Source organism: Cupriavidus sp. 22TCCZM04-2 (assembly GCF_057798895.1).
Window position 1 is genome coordinate 255677 of sequence record NZ_JBYOJS010000003.1, and the last position, 24765, is coordinate 280441.

The 24765-nt window shown below is 66.0% G+C and carries 24 protein-coding genes and 2 pseudogenes; 13 read left to right on the forward strand and 13 right to left on the reverse strand.

Annotated elements, in window-relative coordinates:
- Window positions 1-39 precede the first annotated feature (39 nt).
- Complete coding sequence (ftsB, locus tag AC3FKG_RS07060) at window positions 40-381, forward strand: cell division protein FtsB (protein ID WP_483711038.1); 342 nt, start codon at window positions 40-42, stop codon at window positions 379-381.
- Between the two features lie 64 nt (window positions 382-445).
- Here ftsB and AC3FKG_RS07065 read toward each other — a convergent pair whose 3' ends face one another.
- The 3 genes from AC3FKG_RS07065 to AC3FKG_RS07075 all read right to left on the reverse strand — a co-directional run bounded on the left by AC3FKG_RS07065 (window position 446) and on the right by AC3FKG_RS07075 (window position 2554).
- On the reverse strand, window positions 446-829 hold the full coding sequence (locus AC3FKG_RS07065; RefSeq protein ID WP_483711039.1) for a hypothetical protein: 384 nt from the start codon (window positions 827-829) through the stop codon (window positions 446-448).
- A gap of 148 nt (window positions 830-977) precedes the next feature.
- Window positions 978-1979, reverse strand: coding sequence for an Hsp33 family molecular chaperone HslO (hslO, locus tag AC3FKG_RS07070; RefSeq protein ID WP_483711040.1), 1002 nt, complete (start codon window positions 1977-1979; stop codon window positions 978-980).
- 50 nt (window positions 1980-2029) lie between these two features.
- Entirely contained in the window at window positions 2030-2554 is a 525-nt protein-coding gene (locus tag AC3FKG_RS07075; RefSeq protein WP_483711041.1) for a gamma carbonic anhydrase family protein, read from the reverse strand.
- 156 nt (window positions 2555-2710) lie between these two features.
- On the opposite strand from AC3FKG_RS07075, the gene AC3FKG_RS07080 reads away from it, so the two are divergent.
- Entirely contained in the window at window positions 2711-3565 is an 855-nt protein-coding gene (locus AC3FKG_RS07080) for a ferritin-like domain-containing protein (protein ID WP_488742741.1), read from the forward strand.
- On the opposite strand, the gene AC3FKG_RS07085 is transcribed toward AC3FKG_RS07080, so the two are convergent.
- A complete protein-coding gene (locus tag AC3FKG_RS07085; RefSeq protein ID WP_488742742.1) occupies window positions 3562-5292 on the reverse strand; it encodes an acetate--CoA ligase in 1731 nt (576 codons plus the stop codon). The two genes, AC3FKG_RS07080 and AC3FKG_RS07085, sit on opposite strands and share 4 nt — an antisense overlap.
- Before the next feature lie 121 nt (window positions 5293-5413).
- Between AC3FKG_RS07085 and AC3FKG_RS07090 the strand changes: the two genes are divergently transcribed.
- Window positions 5414-6307: an alpha/beta fold hydrolase gene (locus tag AC3FKG_RS07090; protein WP_483711044.1), complete on the forward strand. Its 894-nt coding sequence runs from the start codon at window positions 5414-5416 to the stop codon at window positions 6305-6307.
- Between the two features lie 11 nt (window positions 6308-6318).
- Here AC3FKG_RS07090 and AC3FKG_RS07095 read toward each other — a convergent pair whose 3' ends face one another.
- Complete coding sequence (locus AC3FKG_RS07095; RefSeq protein WP_483711045.1) at window positions 6319-7410, reverse strand: NAD(P)/FAD-dependent oxidoreductase; 1092 nt, start codon at window positions 7408-7410, stop codon at window positions 6319-6321.
- 141 nt (window positions 7411-7551) lie between these two features.
- Between AC3FKG_RS07095 and AC3FKG_RS07100 the strand changes: the two genes are divergently transcribed.
- The 7 genes and pseudogenes from AC3FKG_RS07100 to AC3FKG_RS07130 all read left to right on the forward strand — a co-directional run bounded on the left by AC3FKG_RS07100 (window position 7552) and on the right by AC3FKG_RS07130 (window position 13572).
- Entirely contained in the window at window positions 7552-8397 is an 846-nt protein-coding gene (locus AC3FKG_RS07100) for a 3',5'-nucleoside bisphosphate phosphatase (RefSeq protein ID WP_488742743.1), read from the forward strand.
- Between the two features lie 85 nt (window positions 8398-8482).
- Window positions 8483-9106: an L-threonylcarbamoyladenylate synthase gene (locus AC3FKG_RS07105; protein WP_483711047.1), complete on the forward strand. Its 624-nt coding sequence runs from the start codon at window positions 8483-8485 to the stop codon at window positions 9104-9106.
- Between the two features lie 52 nt (window positions 9107-9158).
- Window positions 9159-9824, forward strand: coding sequence for a site-2 protease family protein (locus tag AC3FKG_RS07110; protein WP_483711048.1), 666 nt, complete (start codon window positions 9159-9161; stop codon window positions 9822-9824).
- A gap of 11 nt (window positions 9825-9835) precedes the next feature.
- Window positions 9836-10411: a class I SAM-dependent methyltransferase gene (locus AC3FKG_RS07115; protein WP_483711049.1), complete on the forward strand. Its 576-nt coding sequence runs from the start codon at window positions 9836-9838 to the stop codon at window positions 10409-10411.
- Window positions 10412-10548: 137 nt separating this feature from the next.
- Entirely contained in the window at window positions 10549-11433 is an 885-nt protein-coding gene (gene dapA, locus AC3FKG_RS07120; protein WP_483711050.1) for a 4-hydroxy-tetrahydrodipicolinate synthase, read from the forward strand.
- A gap of 45 nt (window positions 11434-11478) precedes the next feature.
- Window positions 11479-12711, forward strand: coding sequence for an NlpB/DapX family lipoprotein (gene bamC, locus AC3FKG_RS07125; protein WP_483711051.1), 1233 nt, complete (start codon window positions 11479-11481; stop codon window positions 12709-12711).
- 73 nt (window positions 12712-12784) lie between these two features.
- Window positions 12785-13572: pseudogene (locus tag AC3FKG_RS07130) on the forward strand (MBL fold metallo-hydrolase).
- A gap of 91 nt (window positions 13573-13663) precedes the next feature.
- On the opposite strand, the gene AC3FKG_RS07135 reads toward AC3FKG_RS07130, so the two are convergent.
- Together AC3FKG_RS07135 and AC3FKG_RS07140 are read right to left on the reverse strand one after the other, a co-directional pair.
- Entirely contained in the window at window positions 13664-13906 is a 243-nt protein-coding gene (locus AC3FKG_RS07135) for a hypothetical protein (protein WP_011297289.1), read from the reverse strand.
- A gap of 200 nt (window positions 13907-14106) precedes the next feature.
- Complete coding sequence (locus AC3FKG_RS07140) at window positions 14107-15315, reverse strand: ribosomal protein uL16 3-hydroxylase (RefSeq protein WP_483711053.1); 1209 nt, start codon at window positions 15313-15315, stop codon at window positions 14107-14109.
- Window positions 15316-15326: 11 nt separating this feature from the next.
- Between AC3FKG_RS07140 and AC3FKG_RS07145 the strand changes: the two genes are divergently transcribed.
- A complete protein-coding gene (locus AC3FKG_RS07145; protein WP_483711054.1) occupies window positions 15327-15851 on the forward strand; it encodes an FKBP-type peptidyl-prolyl cis-trans isomerase in 525 nt (174 codons plus the stop codon).
- 68 nt (window positions 15852-15919) lie between these two features.
- Here the strand turns inward: AC3FKG_RS07145 and AC3FKG_RS07150 are convergent, their stop codons facing one another.
- From AC3FKG_RS07150 to AC3FKG_RS07175, 6 genes and pseudogenes are all read right to left on the reverse strand, one after another.
- A complete protein-coding gene (locus AC3FKG_RS07150; RefSeq protein WP_483711055.1) occupies window positions 15920-16963 on the reverse strand; it encodes a hypothetical protein in 1044 nt (347 codons plus the stop codon).
- A complete protein-coding gene (gene mutS, locus AC3FKG_RS07155) occupies window positions 16960-19584 on the reverse strand; it encodes a DNA mismatch repair protein MutS (protein WP_488742744.1) in 2625 nt (874 codons plus the stop codon). Before mutS ends, AC3FKG_RS07150 begins: the two co-directional genes overlap by 4 nt.
- Window positions 19585-19914: 330 nt before the next feature.
- On the reverse strand, window positions 19915-20349 hold the full coding sequence (locus AC3FKG_RS07160) for a universal stress protein (protein ID WP_483711057.1): 435 nt from the start codon (window positions 20347-20349) through the stop codon (window positions 19915-19917).
- Between the two features lie 40 nt (window positions 20350-20389).
- Window positions 20390-21418, reverse strand: a pseudogene (ppk2, locus tag AC3FKG_RS07165) (polyphosphate kinase 2).
- A gap of 67 nt (window positions 21419-21485) precedes the next feature.
- Window positions 21486-21701, reverse strand: coding sequence for an HP1242/YdcH family protein (locus tag AC3FKG_RS07170; RefSeq protein WP_483711059.1), 216 nt, complete (start codon window positions 21699-21701; stop codon window positions 21486-21488).
- 159 nt (window positions 21702-21860) lie between these two features.
- A complete protein-coding gene (locus tag AC3FKG_RS07175; RefSeq protein ID WP_483711060.1) occupies window positions 21861-22682 on the reverse strand; it encodes an inositol monophosphatase family protein in 822 nt (273 codons plus the stop codon).
- 176 nt (window positions 22683-22858) lie between these two features.
- Here AC3FKG_RS07175 and AC3FKG_RS07180 point away from each other — a divergent pair, with 176 nt between their 5' ends.
- Together AC3FKG_RS07180 and cysE are read left to right on the forward strand one after the other, a co-directional pair.
- On the forward strand, window positions 22859-23737 hold the full coding sequence (locus tag AC3FKG_RS07180) for an RNA methyltransferase (RefSeq protein WP_488742745.1): 879 nt from the start codon (window positions 22859-22861) through the stop codon (window positions 23735-23737).
- Window positions 23738-23998: 261 nt separating this feature from the next.
- Window positions 23999-24742 carry a serine O-acetyltransferase gene (gene cysE / locus AC3FKG_RS07185; RefSeq protein WP_483711062.1) on the forward strand — a complete coding sequence of 248 codons (744 nt, stop codon included), beginning with the start codon at window positions 23999-24001 and terminating at the stop codon, window positions 24740-24742.
- Window positions 24743-24765 lie beyond the last annotated feature (23 nt).

The following is a 24765-nucleotide window of genomic DNA, read 5'->3' on the forward strand; positions in this document are numbered from 1 at the left end:
CGCACATCATTGTGCGGAAATTTCCGTCCGCCACGCCTCATGCGCCTGATTTCTTTGCTGTTGTTCGTACTCCTGCTGGCCATCCAGTATCCGCTGTGGCTCGGCAAGGGTGGCTGGCTGCGGGTCTGGGAACTCAACCGGCAGGTGCAGGAGCAGGCCACCCGGAACCAGACGCTGAAGCTGCGCAATGCCAAGCTGGAAGGGGAAGTGAAGGACCTGCAGGACGGCACCGGCGCCATCGAGGAGCGTGCCCGCTATGAACTGGGCATGGTGAAGGACGGCGAGGTGTTCGTGCAGTTCGTTGCGCCGGCGCCAAAGGTCAGCGCCACGCCGCCACTGCCGCCGCCGCCGAATTCGACGGCCGCCACAGGCCGCCACTGAGTGCCAGCCTGTTGACCGCCCGCCTCGTCGGGCGGTTTTGCCATGTGTCTGTGCCCCGCGAGTATTACCACCCGTACGGGTAGCCGCCCCAGTAGCCGGGCGAGCTGATGCCCACGCCACCGCCCCAGTGGCCGCCGCCCCAGCCTCCATAGAAAAGATTCCAGCTTGTCGTCGGATAGGCGTACGCGCGGTAGGCCGCCTCGGCGGCCTGCTGGCGGCCGATAGCCGCCTCCTGGTCGTGCAGGATCTGCTGGTTCAGGGCGTCTAGCTGCTGCATCTGTTCGACGCTGAGCGGGGCGCCGGAAGCCGCATCCGGGGCCAGGCGGGCAGTCGCGGGCGTGCCGTTGATATCGCGCGGCACCGGCGCGGCACAGCCGCCCGCCAGCAGCGCGGCAGCCAGCAACGCTGGCAGGACAGGCAGGGAGCAGGAAATGCGGGTGGCGGGCATGGCGGCGAGGACTGGCGGGTCGGAACGTTGCGCCGGCTCGGTGGAGACGGCGCCCTCGATAACAGCTTAGCTGTTGGACTTGCGCCTTGCAGGGTGGTTCGCAGCCGACATGCCCGCTGCAGGTCCGGCCCGGCGGGCCGGTTCCGAATCAATGATGGTGATGCGCGCCCTCACCGGCGCCGGTGGCGACGTGCGATGGCGTGAACAGTTGGGCGCAGTCCACCGCATCGAATTCGTAGCGCTGGCCGCAGAAATCGCAGTGGATTTCCACATTGCCGCGCTCTGCGACGATGCCTTCGATCTCTTCCTGGCCCAGCGAGTGCAGCATGCCCGCCACCTTGGCGCGCGAGCACGAGCACTGGAAGTGCGGGGTGAGCGGCTCGAAGACGCGCAGCCCGGCCGCTTGCAGGTCTTCCCAGAACAGGCGGCGCAGCAGCGTGTCCGGCGTTTCGGCCAGCAGCTCGTCCGCCTTCAGAGTGTTGCCGAGCTGGCAGGCACGGTCCCAGGTGTCCAGATCTTGTGCGCGGCCGTGCTCGCCAAGGGCGGAGCCGGTCTCGCCAACTTCCTGCGTGCCTCCGTACGACGGCAGCTTCTGCAGCAGCATGCCGGCCGCGGCATGGTCATCGGCGGCCAGCCACAGGCGCGTGTCGAGCTGCTCGGAGGCCTGCATGTAGTGCTCGAGCACGGCGCTCATGCTGGCCAGCGGGCCATGGGCGTCCGCCAGCGGCACGATGCCCTGATACGGCTGCTGGCCCGGCAGCTTGTCCTTCGGGTCGAGCGTGATGGCAAAGCGGCCGTGGCCGTGGGCATTGACGAGCTCGGTCAGCGTGGCGTCGTCGGCGATCTGCGCGCCTTCGGCTAGCTTGGCCGTGGCGCGCATCGACAGGTCGGACAGGCACTCCACCACCAGCATGCGCACCGGGCCATCGCCATGCAGCTGCATGACGAGCGCGCCGTTGAACTTGAGGTTGGCCGACAGCAGCGCGGCGGCAGCCATCATCTCGCCCAGCACGCGGCGCACGGGCGCGGGATAGGCGTGGCGGCTCAGCACTTCGCGCCAGGTGGCTTCCATGCGGACCAGTTCGCCGCGCACGGGGGCCGCGTCGAACAGGAACTTCTGCAGGGTGTCGGGGGTGGTCGTATCGGTCACAATAATCTGTCTGTCAATCGGTTGTAGCTGTCGCGGCGCTTGTCAGTCGATCAGTCGATCCGCTTGAGCTGTTGCTTGTACATGGCCTGGCGCGTGGCGTAGGTCTCGGCATTGCGGTACAGGTTCGCCACGTCCTGATCGGTCAGTTCGCGCACCACCTTGGCGGGCGCGCCGAGTATCAGCGAACGGTCCGGGAATACCTTGCCTTCGGTCACCACGGCACCCGCGCCGACCAGGCATTCCTTGCCAATCACCGCGCGGTTCAGCACCACGGCCTGGATGCCGATCAGCGAGCCTTCGCCGACCGTGCAGCCGTGCAGCATGGCCTGGTGGCCGATGGAGACCTTGTCGCCCAGCGTCAGCGGGCAGCCCGGGTCGACGTGCAGCACCGAGCCTTCCTGGATGTTGGTGTCCACGCCGACCACGATCGGTTCGTTATCGCCCCGGATCACGACGCCCGGCCAGGCACTGGCGCGCGACTTCATGGTCACGTTGCCGATGATGGTGGCTTCGGGGGCCACATAGGCGTCCGGGTCGATATTGGGAACGAGTTCGCCGAGCTGGTACAGCGCCATGGAGTCTCCTGCACGAAGGTAGTTATCTGGGGGTTGCCGCCGGCCTTTAAAGAGCCAGGGGAATGGCCGCGTCCGGCCTTGTGCCGGCACGCCGCATGAACGGCCGGGGGGTGACCGGCGTGGCTCTACAATGGCGGCAGACCGGATTTTACGCCTATGCCAGAGATTTCACCCGCCGCCCGACTGCCTGACCCCGCACAAACGCTGCGCCAGCGGGCACTCGGCGTGCTCTGCCGGACCGATGCGCACGACAAGGCCAATGCCGCCCGCGCGCTGTTCCGGGACTTCACTCAGGCCGATGCCGCTCGGCTTGGGGCGGAAGATCACATCACCGCCGACGCGACGCTTGGCATTCCGGGCCGCCCGCCGCGACCGGAACTGGTGCCCCCGCAACAGGTCCAGCGCCGCCGCTCGCTGCATACCGACGAAGGGCGCGCCGCCATGATCCACGCGCTGTGCCACATCGAATTCAACGCCATCAACCTGGCGCTCGATGCGGTCTGGCGCTTTCCCGGCATGCCGGCCGACTACTACCGCGACTGGTTGCGCGTGGCGGACGAAGAGGCGCTGCATTTCACCTTGCTGGCGGACCACCTCGGCACGCTGGGATTTGGCTACGGCGATTTCCCCGCCCACAACAGCCTCTGGGAGATGTGCGACCGCACCGCCGGCGACGTGCTGGCACGTATGGCGCTGGTGCCACGCACGCTCGAGGCGCGCGGGCTCGATGCCTCGCCGCCGGTGCGCGCCAAGCTGGCCGGGGTGGGCGACCACGCGGCCGCCGCCATCATCGACATCATCCTGCGCGATGAAGTCGGGCATGTGGCCATCGGCAACCACTGGTACCGATGGCTGTGCGCGCAGCGCGGGCTGGATCCCGTAGCGACCTATGCCGCGCTGGCGCAGCAGCACCGGGCGCCGAAACTGCGCGGTCCGTTCAACCTCGATGCGCGCCGCGCCGCGGGTTTCGACGAGGATGAGCTGGCGTGGCTGGAGGCCTCGGCGGGTTAGCCCTTGCCGGCCGCACGCTCCTGCTCCAGCAGCCTGAGCACCCGGCGCTGGACCTTCCCGGTAGTCGTCATCGGCAACTGGTCGATGAACTCGATCTTCTTGGGATACTCGTAAGGCGCGAGCTGGCCGCGCACGTGTTCCTGCAGCGCGGTCACCAGCGCAGCGTCGCTGTCGGACGAGCGCGCCACCGAAGGCGTCAGCACGATGAAGGCCTTGACCACGGCGCCTCGCTCGGTGTCCGGCGAAGGCACCACCGCGCAGTTCGACACGGCGGGATGCTTGAGCAGGCAGTTCTCGATCTCGCTCGGGCCGATGCGGTAGCCGGACGACTTGAACACATCGTCGGCCCGGCCCTGGTACCAGAGGTAGCCGTCGGCATCGATGCGGGCCAGGTCGCCGGTGCGGCACCAGCGCAAGCCGTCGCGCTCGACATATCGCGCGGCCGTGGCCGCTTCATTCTTCCAGTAGCCGAGGAAAAAGACCGGATCGGCATGGCCGTGGAGGTCCGTAGTGCAGACCGCCACCTCGCCATCCTCGCCGGGCGCGCACGGCCGGCCTTCGTCATCGATGACCTGTACGCGATGGCCGGGGTAGGGCCGGCCCATCGAACCTGGCCGCGCCGGCCAGCCCAGGCACGCGTCGTCATGCTGGGACGTGCAGTTGCCGACGATGTAGTTGATCTCGGTCTGGCCGAACATCTCGTTGACGACCACGCCCATGGCGTCGCGGCACCAGCTAAACACGGTTTCACCGACGGCCTCGCCGGCGCTCATCAACGCGCGCAACTTCAGCGTGTAGCGCTGCCGCGGCTCGGGACAGGCCTTCATCATCTGCTTCAACGCAGTGGGAAACAGGAAGGTGTTGGTGACGCCGTAGCGTTCCAGCAGCTCGAACGCGCGCTCGGCCGAGAACCGGCCCTGGTAGCCCACGATCGGCTTGCCAAAGTACAGCGCCGGCATCAGCGCATCCCAGAGTCCGCCGGTCCAGGCCCAGTCCGCAGGGCTCCAGAACACGTCATCGTCCTGTGGATACCAGTTCTGCGAGCAGACAAAGCCGGGGAGGTTGCCGATCAGCGCCCGGTGCGGGATCAGCGCGCCTTTGGGAGGACCCGTGGTGCCGCTGGTGTAGATCAGCACGGCAGCTTCGTCCGCCTTGGTTTGCTCAGCGGTGAACGTCGGCAATTGCGCGGCCAGCAGGACGTCCCAGTCGTGGTCGCCTCGCCCCCGCGCATCGCCAGCGGCGATCACGGTGGCGAGTGTCAGGCATTCCGGCCGTGCCGCGAGCACGTTGTCGATCGAGGTCTCGTCGGCGATCGCCACCACGGATTCGCTATGGCCGATGCGGTAAGCCAGTGCCTCCGGCCCGAACAGCATCGACAGCGGCGTAGCGATGGCGCCGAGCTGAAAGATCGCCATATAGGCGATGGCCGTCTCGATGCGCTGCGGCATCACGACTGCGACGCGGTCGCCGCGCTGCACGCCAAGGTCGCGCAATGCCGCGCAGAGCCGGTTGGCTTCCGCCTGGAGATGCGCAAAGCTGAACGCGTCGCGACGCCCGTCTTCATGCTCGGTATAGACCGCGATGCGGTCGGCGGTGGCCGGGTCCCGTGCCCAGCGGCCACAGCACGCTTCGGCCAGGTTGAAGTGCGCGGGCACCGCCCACCGGAAGGTGTCGTAGAGCGCCTGGTAGTCATCGCGCCGGCTTGCCGGCAGGGCCGCTGCTGCCATGCTGCTGTCTCCTTGTCAGTCTCGTTATAATTCTGCGAACGATCGTTCGATTTTAGGCGGGCTTCCGCTCCGGCTCCCGGTTCCGGGCAAGGCTCGGAAAGTCCGCAACCAGGGGAGACAAATGACAATCAAGGAAACCTCGCGTTCTGAATTTATCACGTTGCGTGGACTGCGCTGCCACGTGCGCGAGTGGGGAACGCCTGGCGCGCCCAAGCTGTTCATGCTGCATGGCTGGATGGACGTGGCGGCATCGTTCCAGTTTCTGGTGGACTGCCTGGAGCGCGACTGGCACGTGATCGCGCCCGACTGGCGGGGCTTTGGCGAAAGCGACTGGCCGACGCGCTATCCGGGTACGCATTCCTACTGGTTTGCCGACTACCTTGCCGACCTGGAGGCGCTGCTCGACCACTACCAGCCCGAAGGACGGGTGGACCTGGTGGGGCATAGCATGGGCGCCAACGTGGCTTGCCTGTACGCCGGCATTCGGCCCGAGCGCGTGCGCCGGGTGGTCGATCTCGAAGGGTTTGGCATGACGCAGACGCGCCCCGAGCAGGCGCCGAAACGCTATGCGCGCTGGCTCGATGAACTGCGCGAACGGCCGGAGTTGCGCGCCTACGAAGATGTCGCCGGCGTGGCGGCGCGGCTGCAGAAGACCAATCCGCGCCTCCCGGACGATCGCGCCGCGTTCCTGGCCGAGCACTGGTCGCGCCGCAACGAAGCCGGGCAATGGGAAATCCTCGGCGATCCCGCGCACAAGCTGGTGAATCCGGTGCTGTACCGGCTCGAGGAAATCATGGCGATCTGGGCGCAGGTGAGCGCCCCGGTGCTGCACGTGGAAGCCCGCGATTCGGAAACGCTGCGCCATATCGCGCACAAGCAGTCGCTTGAGGAATTCCGCGAGCGTTTCCGCGCGTTCCGCGATTTCCGCGAGGCGGTGATCGATGATGCGGGCCACATGCTGCACCATGACCAGCCCGCCGCAGTGGCGGCGCTGATCGAGTCGTTCTGCACCTGAACGCGTAACCCTCAGGCGTGCGTGAGCTTTTCCTTGAGCGCGGCGTTGTTGCTGGTGTGCACGTGCACCAGCGACTTCTCGGGGAACGCGTAGTGATAGGCCTTGCGCAAGGCCAGCGCGGCCTCATGGAATCCGGACAGGATCAGCTTCTGCTTGTTGGCGTAGTAGGCGATGTCGCCGGCGGCGAAGATGCCGCGCCGCGAGCTTTCATAGGTGGTGGTATCCACCAGGATGCGGCCGGCGCGCATGTCCATGTCCCACTGCGCGATCGGGCCGGGCTCGGAGACTAGTCCATAGAGCGCCACCAGTTCGTCCGCGGGCAGCGTCTGGACGCCGTCGCGGCTGCGCACCTCGATCTCCGTGAGCGCGGCATCGTTGCCTTCGCCAGTCGTCTTGAGGGCGCCAAGCATGCCGACGACGAAATCCATCTCGCCGTCCGCCACGGCGGCGCGCATCTCGGCCACCGTGCCGTCGGCGGCGCGGAAGCCTTCGCGCCGGTGCAGCAGGGTGACGCGAGCCGCCACCTTGCGCAGCGCGAGCGCCCAATCCAGCGCGGAATCGCCGCCGCCTGCGACAACCACGCGCTTGCCTGCGAAGCGCGATACATCGCGCACCGCGTAGTGCACATGGCGGTCTTCCAGCGCCGGCGCCTCCGGCAGCGACACGCGCTGCGGCGCAAAGGCGCCGGCGCCGGCGCAGACCAGCACGGCGGCAACGTCGAAGCGTTTTCCGGCGTCGGTTGTCACCAGCAGGCGGGCATGGCCGTCGCCCTGAACGGGCAGCACCTCGGTCACGCTTTCGGCACGCTGGTTGAAGTGCATCGGGAAGGCAAAGGGCGCACACTGCTCCAGCAGGCGATCCACCAGGTCCTGGGCCAGGCAGCCCGGCACGGCCGGGATGTCGTAGATCGGCTTTTCGGGGTACAGCTCGGTGCATTGGCCGCCCGCGCGATCCAGGACGTCGATCAGTTCGCATTTCAGGCCGAGCACACCGGCCTGGAATGCGGCGAACAGGCCGACCGGGCCTGCGCCGACGATCAGCACGTCGGTGGTGATGGTGGTGTCGGCGGTGCCGGGCTGCGCAGTGGTGTTGTCGGTGGACATTGGCTTGGTGCGGCGGTGAATCCAAAACCCGACTATACCGCGCCACCGGCGCCACGCCGTCGACGCCAGCGTTGCTGGCAAGGGCTTTGCGCGGCGGGCATCGAGCCAGCCCGAACGCACATACGGGAGTAGAATAAGTCCATGCCCGACCCCCATACACTCAACGCAGACCTGCACTGCCATTCCACCGTGTCCGATGGCACATTGCCGCCACGCGCCGTTGCCGAACGCGCGCATGCCGGCGGTGTGCGGTTGTGGTCGCTCACGGACCATGATGAAGTCGGCGGCCAGGCCGAGGCGCGTGCCGCGGCCGAGTCCCTGGGCATGCGCTACGTCCCGGGCGTCGAGATTTCCGTGACATGGGCCGGGCAGACCGTGCATATCGTAGGCCTGCAGATCGACCCATTCTGTCCGGAACTGATCGACGGCCTTGCCGACACGCGCTCCGGCCGTGGGCGGCGGGCCCGCGATATCGGCGACGCACTGGCGAAGATCGGCATCGAAGGTGCCTATCAGGGCGCGCTGAAGCATGTCGGCAATCCGGACCTGATCTCGCGCACGCATTTCGCCCGCTGGCTCGTGGACCAGGGCTACTGTGCCACGATCAGCGACGTCTTCAGCCAGTACCTGTCCGAAGGGCGGCCTGGCTACGTGGGGCACCGCTGGGCAAACCTGTCCGAGGCCGTTGGCTGGATCCGCGCGGCTGGCGGTATCGCCGTGATGGCCCACCCGGGCCGCTACAACTACACCGACACCCAGCACGACGCGCTGTTCGACGAGTTCACGGCGCTGGGCGGCGGCGCGGTGGAAGTGGTGACCGGCAGCCATACGCCGGACCAGTACCAGCGCTACGCCACGGTGGCCCGGCACTACGGCTTGCTGGCATCGCGCGGCTCTGATTTCCACGGCCCCGGTGAAGGGCGCGTGGAACTGGGCACGCTGCCGCCCTTGCCGTCCACGGTCACGCCGGTATGGCACGACTGGTAGCCGGCCCTGTCCGCCGGGCTGGCGCGGGCGAAGATGCCTGGCCGCCGGCCGCGAATCCTGTCCGAACACGCACCTGAGCCCGGCCATGTCACAGTACTTCGAGATCCACCCGCTTAACCCGCAGCCGCGACTCATCAAGCAGGCCGTGCAGATCGTCCGCCAGGGCGGCCTGATCGCGTTGCCGACCGATTCCAGCTATGCGCTGGGCTGCCAGCTTGACGACAAGGCAGCCGTGGAGCGACTGCGCCGGCTGCGCGGCATCGACGACAAGCACCACCTCACGCTGATGTGCAGCGACCTGTCCGAGCTGGGCAGCTTTGCACGCGTCGACAACCGGCAGTACCGCTGGATCAAGGGCGCCACGCCAGGGCCGTACGTCTTCATCCTCGAGGCGACCAAGGAGGTGCCGCGCCGGCTGTCGCACCCGGCCCGCAAGACCATCGGCGTGCGCGTGCCCGATCACGCCATTCCGCTCGCGTTGCTGGCCGAAGCCGGCGAACCGCTGCTGACGGCGACGCTGCAGTTGCCTGGCGACGACGAGCCGCTGAACGATCCGTCGGAGATCCGGACCCGGCTCGAAAAAATGGTGGACCTCGTCGTCGACGGTGGACCGGCGCCGGCCCAGCCCACGACGGTGATCGACCTGACCAGCGGGGAGCCGGAGCTGGTGCGCGCAGGCAGGGGCGATATCGCACGGTTCGGACTCTGAATTCCCGCCGCCGAGTGATCTGCCGGTCAGCCCGCCCGGTACAATAAGCCCCATGGATTCTTCCCTCATTCAGACCTTTGCGGTCTACGCCCTGCCAGTGCTGTTCGCGATCACGCTGCACGAGGCGTCGCACGGCTACGTGGCCAAGCACTTCGGCGATACCACGGCCTATGCGCTGGGCCGCGTCAGCCTGAACCCGGCGCGGCACATCGATCCGATCGGCACCATTGCCGTGCCGTTGCTGCTGTACCTGCTGACCAACGGACAGTTCGTGTTCGGCTATGCCAAGCCGGTACCGGTCGACTTCGGCCGGCTGCGCAATCCGCGCTGGCACGGCATGTGGGTGGCGCTGGCCGGGCCGGCCAGCAATGTGGTGCAGGCCTTCCTGTGGGCGCTGATCGCGATCGGGCTGGCGTGGGCGCACGTGTCCGAGCCGTTCGTCAGCGAAATGGCGCGCGCCGGCGTGCTGGTCAACCTGGTGGTGGCCGCATTCAACCTGTTCCCGATTCCGCCGCTGGATGGCGGCCGCGTGGTGACCGCGCTGCTGCCGCCGCGCGTGGCCTACTCGGTGTCGCGCATCGAGCCGTACGGCATTTTCGTCGTCATGGCCCTGGTCGCGGCCGGCGTGATCACCTCGGTCTGGATGCGGCCGGTGATCAACCTGCTCAGCTCGGTAGTGGAGCTGATGCTGCGGCCGATCATCATGCTGCTGCAATAGGATCGCGGTCCATGTTCGCTCACGCGCCGACCGGCGCTCCGTCTGAATGGGTCACGCGCTGGGCCCATCTCGTGCACCCGGCCGGCCGGGTGCTCGACCTTGCCTGTGGCAGTGGCCGGCATGCGCGCTGGTTTGCCGGACGCGGCCATGCCGTGGTCGGTGTCGATCGCGATGTCGAAGCGGTTGCGGCGCTTCCTGCGTCTGTTGCCGGCCGCGTGGAAGACCTCGAACAGGGCGCCTGGCCGCTCGCCGACGAGGCACCGTTCGATGCGGTCATCGTCACCAATTACCTGCACCGCCCGTTATGGCCCGCTCTTGTCGATGCGCTGGCGCCCGGCGGCGTGCTGCTGTACGAAACCTTTGCCAGCGGCAATGAGACCGTCGGCAAGCCTTCACGTCCGGATTTCCTGCTTCAACCCGGCGAATTGCTTGAAGTGGCCCGCACGCGCGGGCTGCGTGTGATCGGCTATGAGGATGGCTTTCTTGAAGTGCCCAAAACAGCGTTTGTGCAACGCCTGTGTGCCGTGCGCGAGGTGCCGGTAACGGCAGCTGGCAGCGCCCCGGCACGCTACCGGCTGCCGGCATGAAGTGACGCCTCGCCGGTCCGCGAGAATGCGGCTTCACACGTTGATACGCTTGATGTAACCGCTTGTCGGAACATCGGTCGGAGCGGCCGGCGGTTCCGGTACAATCCTGTTATTCGCATCCCGAATTCCCTAACGTTATGACACAGATTACCGGCAGCATTGTTGCCATCGTCACCCCGATGCATGAGGACGGCAGCCTGGACTATCCGGCACTGCGGGCCCTCGTCGACTGGCACGTGGCCGAGGGCACCGATGCCATCGTGATCGTTGGCACCACCGGCGAATCGCCCACCGTCACGGTGGACGAGCACTGCGAGCTAATTCGCGTGGCGGTGGAGCAGGCTGGCAAGCGGATTCCCATCATCGCCGGTACCGGCGGCAACTCGACCAATGAAGCCATCGAACTGACGGCCTTTGCCAAGAAGGTCGGTGCCGATGCCTCGCTGCAGGTCGTGCCGTACTACAACAAGCCGACCCAGGAAGGCATGTACCGGCATTTCCGCACCATCGCCGAGGCGGTCGACCTGCCCGTGATGCTGTACAACGTGCCGGGCCGCACCGTTGCGGACATGAACAACGACACCATCCTGCGCCTGGCGCAGGTGCCTGGCATCGTCGGGGTGAAGGAAGCGACCGGCAACATCGATCGCGCCGCGCAGCTGATCAAGGACGCGCCCGAAGGCTTTGCGATCTACAGCGGCGACGATCCGACCGCCGTGGCGCTGATCCTGCTGGGCGGCCAGGGCAATATCTCGGTCACGGCCAATGTGGCGCCGCGCAAGATGCATGAGATGTGCGCGGCCGCGCTCAAGGGCGACGCCGTCACCGCGCGCCGCCTGCACATGGAGCTGATCGAGCTGAACAAGGCCATGTTCATCGAGGCCAACCCGATCCCGGTCAAGTGGGCCCTGCAGCAGATGGGCAAGATGGAAGGCGGCATTCGCCTCCCGCTCACGCCGCTGTCCGAGTCCAACCACGAGACCGTGCGCAAGGCACTGGCCGCCACCGGCCTGCTGGGCTGATTTCCGGCGCACCCGTGCCGCTCTATCAACTAGGATTGCGTGTCAATGAAACTCAAGCTTAACCGCCGTGGCGCGATGCAAGTCCGCCGCGCCGCACTGGTTGTGCCCGTGCTTGCCGCAGGCGTCATTACGGGCTGCAGCAGCATCAACGATGCCATGCAGCCGGACAAGATCGACTACAAGTCGTCGGCCTCCAAGCGGACCCCGTCGCTCGATATCCCGCCGGACCTGACCAAGCTGGACGGCGATCGCCGCTACTCGGTGCCCGACCAGAACGGCACGTCGACGCTGTCGAACTACAGCCAGTCGACCAAGACCCGCGAAGCCTCGCCGACCGAAAATGTCCTGCCTTCGGCGCAGGGCGTGCGCATGGAGCGTGATGGCAACCAGCGCTGGCTGGTGATCAGCAACGGCATGCGTGCCGATCAGCTGTGGCAGTCGCTGCGTGGCTTCTGGCAGGAAAGCGGTTTCCTGCTGGTCCAGGATTCGCCTGAAACCGGCATCATGGAAACCGACTGGGCGGAAAACCGCGCCAAGATTCCGCAGGACATTATCCGCAATACCATCGGCAAGGTGTTCGACGGCCTGTACTCGACGTCGGAGCGCGACAAGTTCCGCACGCGCGTCGAGCGCGCGCAGAATGGCACGCTCGAAGTCTTCATCAGCCATCGCGGCGCGCAGGAGCAGCTGACCGGTGTCGACAAGTCGACCACGGTCTGGACGCCGCGTCCGGCTGATCCGGAGCTGGAAGCCGAATTCCTCTCGCGCCTGGCACAACGCCTGGGCGTGCAGAAGGAGCAGGCCGACCAGATGGCCAAGAACCCGACGCCGGCTGGCAACAGCGCGGCGGCCGGTGCCGCAGCGGCGGCTACCGGTGCCGCGGCAACCGCGGGCGATACGTCCTCGGCCGCAGGCAAGTCCTACCTGGCGCAAGTCAACGGCGCTCCGGCGCTGCAGTTGCCCGAGCCGTTCGACCGCGCCTGGCGCTCGGTCGGCCTGTCGCTTGATCGTGTGAACTTCACCGTGGAAGACCGCGACCGCGCGCAAGGCCTGTACTACGTGCGCTATGTCGATCCGCGGACCAGCGTCGACAGCCGCGGCTTCTTCTCCAAACTGTTCACCAAGCCTGATGATCCGAAGACCGCCAAGAAGTACCGCGTGGCGCTCAAGGGCACGGGGTCGGGCACGCTCGTGACGGTGCTCAACGAAGCTGGCCAGCCGGAAAACGGCGAAGTCGGAAAGCGCATCCTCTCGCTGCTCGACGAGCAACTCCACTGATCGTCGGCGTGCAGAGAAATCGAACGGGCCGCCCGGCCCGGTTTGCACGGCATGCAATGAGACAGGCGCAAGCATGATGCGCTTTGCCTTTCTTGGCAGCGGCAGCGAGGGCAACTCGCTGCTGGTCGAATCCCGCGAAGGAACCACCACCACCCGCATCCTGCTGGACTGCGGCTTCGGCATCCGCGAGACCGCCAGGCGCCTGGAGCGCCTGGGCGTCACGCCGGATCAGCTCGACGCCGTGCTGGTCACGCACGAGCACGGCGATCATGTCGGCTCGGCCTATGCCTTCGCGGCGCGTCATGGCCTGACGGTACACACCAGCCACGGCACATGGCTGGCGACCTGCCATTTGCGGGGCGCCAACGCGGCCGACGTGCGCGTCTGCGCTGCCGATCATGTCTTCAGCATCGGAAGCCTGCAGGTGTTGCCGTACACCGTGCCACACGATGCGCGCGAGCCCTTGCAGTTCGTGCTCTCCAACGGGGACGCGCGTCTGGGTGTGCTGACCGATATCGGCATGGAGACGCCTTATGTGACGGCGCGCCTGTCGGGCGTCGATTCGCTGGTGCTCGAATGCAACCACGACCGCGAGCTGCTGCGCAACTCGGTCTACCCGGCTTCACTGAAGCGGCGCATTGGCGGCGACTTCGGTCACCTGGCGAACGAGGTGGCGGCCAGCATTCTTGCGCAGGTTGTCCATGGCGGACTGAACCGCGTAGTCGCGGCGCATCTCAGCAAGCAGAACAATACGGTGGAGCTGGCCAGGGCGCATTGGCATCGGCACTTGGTGCCTTGCCGGCGGATGTGCTGGTGGCGGACCAGGATTCCGGGCTGGACTGGCAATCAGTCCGCGGATGAGGTGAGGGTGATGAGTTAAGGGTGCCGCTGCGAGCGGCGCAGAAACGAAAAAACCGACCCGAAGGTCGGTTTTTTCGTTGGTGCGAACCAATTACTGCTTGGCAGCCGGGGCCGAAGCATCAGCGGCCGGAGCCGAGGCGTCAGCAGCCGGAGCCGAAGCTTCAGCAGCCGGAGCGGCCGGGGCTTCAGCAGCCGGAGCCGAAGCTTCAGCGGCGGGAGCAGCAGCAGCCGGAGCAGCGGTGTCAGCGGCCGGAGCGGCGGCTTCTTCCTTCTTGCCGCAAGCGGCGAGAGCAACAGCGGCCAGCAGCGATGCGATCAGGAGAGACTTCTTCATTGTTCGTCCTTTAACTTGTAATAACCAAAAAAACAGGCGATGAATAATTACCGGTAATTATCGCTCTTGAACTGCAAAATAGAGGCTCTCCCGGTGCCGACAAATGCAGTGGTACACAGTACTAGCCAGCCGACGATTATATCCGCGTTTTCCCGGCTTGTGTAGCGTCGAAATTTACGGGATTGCAATGTTACGCATTATTACAGTGCGGGGGGTGACAACTGCAACCAGCCCTCCAGCGTCCAGTGGTGGAATGTGTCGAGCAGGTCCGGCAGCTCGGCGCATGCCTTGATTTCCGCAGCGGTGAGCTGCCGATAATCGGCCAGCTTGTGCAACCAACGTGCCAGATCGGGCGGAGGCTCATAAGCTTCCCCGTTCAGGAAGAAATGCGTACCGTCATAGAGCGCAATCGAACCGGGGGCCAATACGACCCCGTGCGTGCGTGCGAGCTTTGCGTACTGGCGCATCGGGATATCGGGCACTTCCGCGAACTCGACCGTCGGCTTGGGTTCGGACAGGTAGGTGCCGATGAATTCCGACACCATCGCGCTGTTCCATTGCAGGGCCTTCAGACGCTGCGCGACAGCCTTAGCCATGCCCGCGGGCAATTGGGCGGGATGCTTTGCCGCGCGTTCGCCGGCGTCCGCATAGCGGCCGCCCAGGTCTTCGTTGTCTTCCACCGTTTCGGAAAGCCACGCCAGGAAATGGCCTGCGAGTTCGCGATAGGCGGGGGCGCGGAAGCCGATCGAGCAGGTCATGCATTCGCCCTCGGCAATGCCATCGTGGGCGTACTGCGGCGGCAGGTACAGCATGTCGCCGGGTTCCAGCACCCATTCCTCTTCGGCGCTGAAGTCCGCCAGGATTTTCAGCGGGAGGTTGGGCAGCAGGTCAAGCTTGGTCTGCGACGAGATGCGCCAGCGGCGCCGGCCCGAAACCTGCAAGAGGAACACGTCATACGAGTCAAAGTGGGGACCCACGCCGCCGCCGTCGGTGGCGTAGCTGATCATCAGGTCGTCCAGCCGGGCGTCAGGCACGAACCGGAACTGGCCCATCAGGTCCGCCGCGGCCGTGTCGTGGAGGTTGACACCCTGCACCAGCAGGGTCCACTGTTTCGCCTTGAGGGATGGCAGGTTTTCTGCGGCAAAGGGACCTTGTTCGAGCTTCCATCTGTTGCGAAAGTGCGTCACCAGGCGCGATTCGACTTCGGTCCTGTCCGCCAGTGACAAAAGCGCTTCGCGCGACACAGGTGGCACGATTCCAGGGAACGCCTGTCGAATCAAAAGTGGCTTGCGTTGCCAGATATCACGCATGAATGCAGCGGGCGTCATGCCACCGAGAAGGCCGAGCGGTGCATCAGGATCGACGGGGCCAGGTGGCAGGGCGTGCGCGTATAATGCGGAATCGTTCATGGAGTCAAGAATTGAAAATCGCTAAGAACACGGTGGTGTCCGTGATGTACAAGCTGTCGGATGCGCAAGGCAATCTGATCGAGGAATCGGATGAGGCCATGGTCTACTTGCACGGCGGCTATGATGGCACGTTCCCCAAGATCGAGGAAGCACTCGACGGCCACGACAGTGGCTTCGAAACCCAGTTGCAGCTGGAACCCGAAGACGCGTTCGGCGACTATGACGCCGACCTCGTCAAGGTCGAGCCGCGCGACCGTTTCCCCGAGCCGCTCGAAGTCGGCATGCAGTTCGAAGGCATGCCCGAAGATGGCGATGAAGAAGACTCCGTCATCTACACCGTGACTGACGTGGCCGAAGACAAGGTAGTGCTCGACGGCAACCATCCGCTGGCCGGCATGGCGCTGCGTTTCTGGCTGAAGGTGTCGGAAGTGCGTGAAGCCACGGCCGAGGAAGTCGAGCACGGCCACGCGCACGGGGCCTCGGGTGTCGAGGTGGTCGACGAAGATGACGACGACACGCCGCACACGCTGCACTGACGCTTAGCCGTCTTGATCTCAGCAAAAGAGCCGGATCTTCCGGCTCTTTTGCGTTTCAGCGGCTACCGCTAGTTGCTGACCCCGTCCTTCAGCACCACCGTGAATGGCGACGATGCCTGGGGCGTCACGATCAGCTCGGTCCATTGCGCAGCCGAGCCGGGCGGCAATGCGACACGCGTGAAGTTCGGCATTGGCTTGCCTGCCGCATCGCGCAGCGGCTTGTCGATGTGGAAGCCATTGCTGCCGGCATGAACGAGCAGCACCGGTCCGCGATAGCGCGCGGCGAGTTCGCGCAATTGCCGTTTGAACTCCAGGTAGCCGTCGCGTGGACGGCGGCGCATGAAGCCGTCCAGCAGCGTCGGCTTGCCGCGTTTTTCCCAGCCGTTGCCGAACTGCGGGTCGGCATGCGCGATGATGACGATGCCGGCCATGCCGCGTTGCTGTGCGAGCGAGAACGCGCGTGCGAGCCACTGGTGGTTGGCTTCCCTCCTGTCTTCGAATTCGCCGTTGCGCCCGCCTTCGTTGCGGTAGTGGTTATTGTCGCCGGGAAGGTTCAGCCCGACCAGCAGGACGTTGTCAATGCTGAGCCGCACGTTTTCGCGGAAACTGCGGAACATGGCCTGGTCCGACTGCCGCACCACGGCGCGTGGATGCTTGCCGAGCGTGGCATCTTCGGGGAAGAACAGTTCGCGCAGGCGGTTGAGCCGTTCCACGGCATCGAAGTTGCCATTGACCGGCTGGTGGCATTCCGCCCAGTCGGTTTCGCCGGGTACATACACCAGCGGCAGCGGCGACTGGTCGAGCAGGTGTTGCCTGGCCTGCAGCACCGAATCGCCGCAAGATTCCGTATCACCCTTGATGCCGCCCGCGTGGACCACCAGGTCGAGCTTGCGCTCGGCCAGCAGGTCCAGCAGGGCGGTGACGCGCTCTTCGGCGGCCGGCCATTGCGGCAGGTCCGACAGCAATGCGATGCGGATGGTCGCGGGCGGGGGCGCGGGCCTGGCCGCACGGCGCGCCGGTTGCGCGGCGGACACCGACATCGCCGCCAGCAAAGGCAGCAAGGCGGCAAGCAGGAAAGACCGGCCGCGAGGCCGGCTGCCCGAAGCGTTCATGCGGCGTCGACAGCCTCTTCCGCCAGCAGCTTGAGCCGGTAGAGCGCGTCCAGGGCAGCCCGTGGCGTTAGGCTGTCCGGATCGAGGTCTGCGAGTGCGTCCAGCACGGCGGCTCGCTCCGGTGCCAGCGTGCCAGCGCGCACTGCGCTTGCAGCCTCGGCGTAGTCGTCCTCATCGTCGAGATCCGGGGTCGGCGGCGGCGCAAACAGGTCCAGTTGCGGCGTGGGCGTAGCTTCGGCAGATTGCTGCTCGAGCCACGCCAGGTGCTTGCGCGCCGCGCGGATCACGGGCTGCGGCACGCCGGCGAGTTGCGCGACCTGCAGGCCGTAGCTCTGGCTGGCCGGGCCGTCCTGCACCGCATGCAGGAAGACGATGCCGTCGCCATGTTCCACGGCCGAGAGATGCACGTTGGCCGCCTGCGGAAATTCCTGCGGCAGCTGCGTGAGCTCGAAATAGTGGGTGGCAAACAGCGTGTGGCTGCGGTTGTGCGACAGCAGGTGGCGGGCGATGGCCCATGCCAGCGCGAGTCCGTCGAAGGTCGAGGTGCCGCGGCCGATCTCGTCCATCAGCACCAGGCTGGCAGGCGTGGCGTGGTGCAGGATGCCCGCCGCCTCGGTCATTTCGACCATGAACGTGGAGCGTCCGCCCGCCAGGTCGTCCGCCGCGCCGATGCGCGTGAAGATCCGGTCCACCGGGCCGATCACGGCACGCCGCGCCGGCACGTAGGCACCCACGCAGGCGAGCAGTACGATCAGCGCGGTCTGGCGCATGAAGGTTGACTTGCCGCCCATGTTCGGACCGGTGATCAGCAGGAGCTTGCGCGCCTCGTTGAGCTGGCAGTCGTTGGCGATAAAGGGTACCGATTCGGCGGCGAGCTGGCCTTCCACGACCGGGTGGCGACCCTGCACGATATCTATCACGTTTTCGGAAACGCGCTCGGGGCAGGACCAGTCCAGCGTCTGGGCGCGCTCGGCCAGGGCCGCAAGGACATCGAGCCGGGCCAGCGCGCCGGCCACGCGCTGCAGTTCGCCGATATGCGGCAGCAGCGCCTGGAGCAGGCCGTCATAGAGCAGCTTTTCGCGTGCCAGCGCACGGTCCTGTGCCGACAGCGCCTTGTCCTCGAAGGCCTTCAGCTCGGGCGTGATGTAGCGCTCGGCATTCTTCAGCGTCTGCCGGCGGCGGTAGTCGTCCGGCACCTTGTCGGCCTGGCCGTTGGTGACTTCGATGTAGAAGCCATGCACGCGGTTGTATTCCACGCGCAGGTTGGCGATGCCCGTGCGCGAACGCTCGCGGGCTTCCAGGTCGACCAGGAACTGGCCGCAGTTTTCCGAGATATCGCGCAACTCGTCCAGTTCGGCGTCGTAGCCGCGCGCGATCACGCCGCCGTCGCGGATGACCGTGGCGGGCTCGTCGGCGACCCCGGCGACGAGCAGGTCCAGGCAGGCCCGGGGCACGCCAAGTTCGGCCAGCGTTAGCGACAGCAGCGAGCTGTCGGGCTCGACGGGGAGGCAGGCACTCACGTGCGGCAGCGCGCGCAGCGTATCGCGCAGCGACGACAGGTCCCGCGGGCGCGCGTTCAGCAGCGCCAGGCGCGAAGTGATGCGCTCCACGTCGGCCAGCTTGCGCAGCCCGCTGCGCAGGTCCTCGATACCGTGGTCGATCAGTGCGCCGATGGCTTGCTGGCGCGCCCGCGGCAGAGCGGGGTCGCGCAGCGGATGATGCAGCCAGTGGCGCAGCGCACGGCTGCCCATGGTGGTGGCGCAGGTATCGAGCAGCGAGAACAGCGTGGGCGATTCACCGCCGCGCAGGGTCTCGGTCAACTCCAGGTTGCGGCGCGTGGCGGAGTCCAGTCCGACGAATTCCGATTCGCGCTCGACCTTGATTTCGCGTACATGGCGCAGTGACTGGCCTTGCGTGGTGGCCGCATAGTTCAGCAGCGCGCCGGCCGCGCCGATCGCGGCGCCCAGGCCGGCGCAGCCGAACGGTTCCAGGCTGGCCACGCCAAGCTGCTCCAGCAGGCGGCGTGTGGCGGCATCCTGGTCGAAGTGCCACTCCGGCAGGCGCGTGCGCGCACACGCAACGACCGGCAGGTCGATGCCGTCCGCATAGAGCAGTTCGGCGGGGCGGATGCGTTCGAGTTCGCGCGCCAGCTGCGCCGCTTCGCATTCTATCAGCCGCAATTCGCCGCTCGCCAAGTTGAGCCAGGCCAGGCCCGTCTTGCTGACGCCGCGGCGCGTGGTCTGCTGGTGCACGGCCATCAGGAAGGTATCGATCTTGTCGGGCAGCAGCGCGGCATCGGTCAGCGTGCCAGGCGTGACGATGCGCACTACCTTGCGCTCCACCGGCCCCTTGCTGGCGGCCGGGTCGCCGATCTGTTCGCAGATCGCCACGGATTCGCCGAGCTTGACCAGCTTGGCGAGGTACTGGTCCGCGGAGTGGAATGGAATGCCGGCCATGCGGATCGGCACCCCGTTGGAACTGCCTCGCGCGGTCAGCGTGATGTCGAGCAGCCGCGCGGCCTTTTCGGCGTCGTCGTGGAACAACTCATAGAAATCGCCCATCCGGTAGAAGAGGAGGGTATCCGGATGGTCCGCCTTGATGCGCAGGTACTGCTGCATCATGGGGGTGTGCTTCTCCGCAAGGGGTTTTGCAACTTCCTGATTCAATTCGATTTTCTCCTGCATTCCCTTGTCTGGCATGGCCGCGCGGCAACGCGGGCAACGCGTGGCGTACGGCGTTGCGGGTCGTTGCCGTCTCTTCGTCGGCATGGGGTTCCGCGGCGTGCGGATGCGGCCCGAATTGTGTTCGGGCGGCCAAAGCAGGGAGTTTACCGCAGGCGGGCTTGTGGCCGCATTGGAGGAGGTCGGGAAATCGCGGTGAGGCCCGGCATGGCAACCGCTATGCCGGGCGCGCCCATGGAAGCTGGTGGCGTCAAGGGCGCAGCGACCTTGTCAGCGGAACACCAGCACCGGGACCGCACTGTGCGTCAGTACCTTCTGTGTCTCGCTGCCGAGCAGCAGTCCGGCGATGCCGCTGCGGCCATGCGAGGCCATGAAGATGACGTCGCAGCCGAGATCCTCCGCACTGTTGATGATCCCGCGGAACGGTGCGGCCGCCGTGGAGACGTGGCCGGTGCACGGCACGCCGGCCAGTGCTGCCGCGGCCTCGATGCGCGACAGTTCCTGCCTGGCAGCCGCTTCCACGCGTTGCTTGAATACGTCCCGCTTTTCGTGGCTGGAATCGGTCGACAGGACGTAGGGATATTCTTCCACGCACATATAGGGCGTCAGCCGGGCGCCGGTCGCGCGTGCGAATTCGATGGCGGCGGAAACAGCCTTGTGCGAAAGATCAGAGCCATCAACCGGGAGCAGGACGTGCTTGAACATGGATTGCCTTTTTTATGACGGAAGAGTGAGAGGATGGAGATCAGTTTGCGATCGCCCGTCCGACTATCAGCGGGTCGGCCTGTCCGATCGCGGTGGTGTCGCGGTTGGCATAGGGAAAGCGCGACAGGATGAATCGCAACGCGTTCAGCCGCGCGCGCTTCTTGCAATCGGAGCGGATCACGGTCCACGGTGCGTCGGCCGTGTCCGTGTGGGCGAACATCGCCTCCTTGGCGCGGGTGTAGGCCTCCTACTTGTCGAGCGAGGCGATGTCGACCGGACTGAGCTTCCATTGCTTGAGCGGATGGATTTCGCGCTCCTTGAAGCGTCGCCGCTGCTCTTGCCGGCTGACGGAGAACCAGAACTTGAACAGGTGGATGCCGCTGCGGACCAGGTGGCGCTCGAATTCGGGCGCCTGCTGCAGGAAGTCCTGGTACTGCTGCGGTGTGCAGAAGCCCATCACGTGCTCGACGCCGGCGCGGTTGTACCAGGAGCGGTCGAACAGCACGATTTCGCCGGCCGAGGGCAGGTGCTGCACATAGCGCTGGAAGTACCACTGGCCGCGCTCCGACTCGGTGGGCTTCTCCAAGGCCACCACGCGCGCGCCGCGCGGATTCATGTGTTCCATGAAGCGTTTGATGGTGCCGCCCTTGCCGGCCGCGTCGCGGCCTTCAAACAGGATCACCACACGCTGGCCGGTCTCGCGCACCCAGGCCTGCAGCTTCAGGAGTTCCACCTGCAGGCGGTACTTCTGCTTCTCGTAATTGCGGCGCGACATCAGGTTCTGGTACGGATAGGCGCCTTCGCGCCAGCCGGCCGACAGTTCTTCGTCGGGGTGCCGCTTTCTGCCGGCTTGCCAGGCGCCCGGGTCGCCTTCGAGGATCAGGCTGCGCAACTGTCCGGCCTCGTCCGGCGACAGGCCATCCATCAGCGTGCGGATGGCGTCGAGCACGCCGTCGTTGTCCTGCTGGGACATGATGTCTTGCAGGCTGCTGGCCGCGAGCTGGACGGCCGCATCGACGGCATCGTTCACTTCATTGCGTTCGGCGGAGCGGGCTGTATTGGTGGGCAGCACGTCGCCGCGAGCGGCGGCGCGAACCGTGCCGGGCGAGGTGTCGTCGCGGAGGGTTCCTGCCATGTCAGACTTGCGCCTTGCGCAGGATGGCGTAGAGCTGGTCCTTGAGCTGGAGTTTTTCTTTCTTGAGGCGTTCGATCTCCAGCGGCGTGCCGTGCACGATGCCGGCTTCCATGTTGCTGATTTCGTGGTCCAGCTGATTGTGCAGGTTGAACAGCCGTGCGAAATGGGCGTCCTGCGCCTTCAGCAAGGAAATCTGGTCGCGGTACTCGGGAAACATATGGGGCCTCCTCAAACAGGTGCATCGAATCACCTATTCTGAGTAAGCCCGGGTGCGGTGGTCTTGATCTGGATCATCGTGGCCCTGACGTTGCCGGCTGGGCGCAAAAACGACAACGCCCGCCGGGTTGGCGGGCGTCTGTCGCGCAAACGAAACGGGTCAGATCGTCGCGGGCTTGGCGTTGTCCAGCGAGTACGGGGACAGCAGGCGGACCATCTGGGCAAACGCCTTCGGGTTGCCGGCCAGCACTTCGCCTTGTTCCATCTGGCGCGCTTCGCCGGCATAGTTGCCGACCAGGCCGCCCGATTCCGAGATCAGCAGCATGCCGGCGGCCATGTCCCACGGCTTCAGGCCGCTTTCGAAGAAGCCATCCAGGCGGCCGCAGGCCACGTAGGCCAGGTCCAGCGCCGCGGCACCCGGGCGGCGCAGGCCGGCGCAGCTGCGCGTCATGAGCGAGAAGATTTCCAGGTATTGTTCCACGCCTTCCATGTCGCGGAACGGGAAGCCGGTGCCGATCAGGCAGTCGGCCAGCTTGTCGCGGCGCGTCACGCGGATGCGGCGGTTGTTCAGGAATGCGCCGGCGCCCTTGGAGGCCGTGAACAGCTCGTCGCGAGTCGGGTCATAAACCACTGCCTGCGACGGCACGCCGCGATGCAGCTGGGCAATCGACACCGCGTACTGCGGAAAACCATGGATGAAGTTGGTGGTGCCGTCGAGCGGATCGATGACCCAGGTGTATTCGTGGCTGTCTTCGCCCTCGGCCCAGGACTGGCCGGACTCTTCCGCTAGAATGGCGTGTTCGGGGTAGGCCGTGCGGATGATCTCGATGATGGCCGCTTCGGCAGCCTTGTCGACCTCGGTCACGAAATCGTTGTGTTGCTTGCGCGAGACGCGCACCAGATCGACGTCGATCGACGCGCGGTTGATGATGGAACCCGCCTTGCGGGCCGCCTTGATGGCGATATTGAGCATCGGATGCATGAATCTCTCCAGGCCGGCCGGAACCTTGCGGCAGCGCGAACGGATGCGCGCGCCGAGCCCGGCAGCTGACAACACAACGAATTGTAGAAGAACGTGGGGCGTCGCCATATGTGCTGCAAGCGTCTCGCGAGCAAGCAAAATATCGGCGCCGCGCCGAAGAAGAAGCTGAATTGTATATGAACCCGGCAAACCAGACGAGCCAGGCCGACGGAACGGCCGCACCGACCACGACCGCGGACGCCATGTTCGCCCGCGTGCGCTTTGTACTGGTGGAGACCAGCCACCCGGGCAATGTGGGCTCGGTGGCGCGCGCCATCAAGACCATGGGCTTTGGCAGCCTGGTGCTGGTTTCACCACGCGAGCCGGCCGTGCGTGAACATCCCGACGCGGTGGCCATGGCCAGCGGCGCCGACGACGTGCTGGCCGGCGCCTTGATCGTCCACAGCATCGAAGCCGCGCTGGCCGGTGCCACGCAGACCGTGGCCATGACCGCGCGACAGCGCGAGTTCGGCCCGCCGCGCGTGCTGCCCCGTGATGCCGCTGCGCGCGGCGCCGCCGCACTGTCCATGCGTGCCGAAGACGAGATCGCGTTCGTGTTTGGCAACGAGCGCTATGGCCTGCCCAATGAAGTCGTCGAGCGCTGCGCGGCGGTGACGCATATCCCGGCCAATCCGGCCTATACCTCGCTTAACCTGGCCCAGGCCGTGCAGCTGATCGCATACGAGATGCGCCTCGCGTTGCTGGATCGCGCATCGGGCTCGCCGGACGACAGTGGCAATATCGGCTATGCTGGTGAGCCCGCCACGGCGGAGCAGGTCGAATCGATGTTCGGACACCTGCAGCAGGGGCTGGAAGCGATCGGCTTCCTCGATCCCGGCAATCCGCGCAAGCTGATGTCGCGCCTGCGTCGTCTGCTGGCCCGTGCGGGGCTGGAGCGCGAGGAAGTGAATATCCTGCGCGGCATCGCAAAGCACATGCTCGTAGCGGTGCGAAGTGGTACCAGCAAGCCAGAGAAACCCCGGGCGGACGCACCGTCCCGGCACGAGGAGCACTGAACGGTGGCGCACAATCCGGCCCAAGTCCCGCATTTCGCCGCAGCGATGCGCCATGGCGCGCGCTGTCTGGGCGACGGCCGCGCACACCTGTCCGGGCGATGTTGAACACGCGTCGAAGCCAATGACCCTGACGGCATCGGGGCAGTAAATCTCTTACACTCCCTGATCCCGTTTTCACCGGCCAATGACCATGCCGGCGACCGAGCCCGCGGCAGATGCCGTTGTGGCTGGCGCACGGCGCGGCAACACGACACGACCAAGATGTTCTCTCGCCTGAAGGAAGATATCGACACCATCATGCTGCGCGATCCCGCCGCGCGCAGCCGCCTGGAAGTCCTGACTTGCTATCCCGGCTTGCACGCCGTGGTGTTCCACCGCTTCGCTCACGCCTGCTGGCATGCCGGGTTCCATTGGCTGGGACGCTGGATTTCGCACTGGTCGCGCTTTCTCACCGGCATCGAGATTCACCCCGCGGTCAAGCTCGGCCGGCGCGTCTTCATTGACCACGGCATGGGCGTAGTGATCGGCGAAACCGCGGAGATCGGCGACGACTGCACGATCTACCAGGGCGTGACCCTGGGCGGCACATCGTTGTACAAGGGACAGAAGCGCCATCCGACGCTGGGCGCCAATGTCGTGGTCAGCGCCGGTGCCAAGGTGCTCGGCGGGTTCGAGGTGGGCGATGGCGCGCGTGTCGGTTCCAATGCCGTCGTGCTCAAGCCAGTGCCGCCCGGCGCGACCGCCGTGGGCGTGCCGGCCCGCATCATCCTGGCCGATGCGCCGTCATCGCAGCAAGGCGCGAAGCAGGAGTTCTCCGCGTATGGCATCACGCCCAATGCGGATGATCCGGTCTCGCTCGCGCTCAAGGGCCTGATCGACAATGCGGCCAAGCAGAACGATCGCATCGAGGCCGTGCTGGCCGCGCTTGATCGCCTGGGAGAGCATCTGGAGAACACACCGAACGACCGCTTCGATGCGAGCGAACTTCGCAGGTTGATGAAGTAAGCGAAGAATCGGGAAGACGAAGA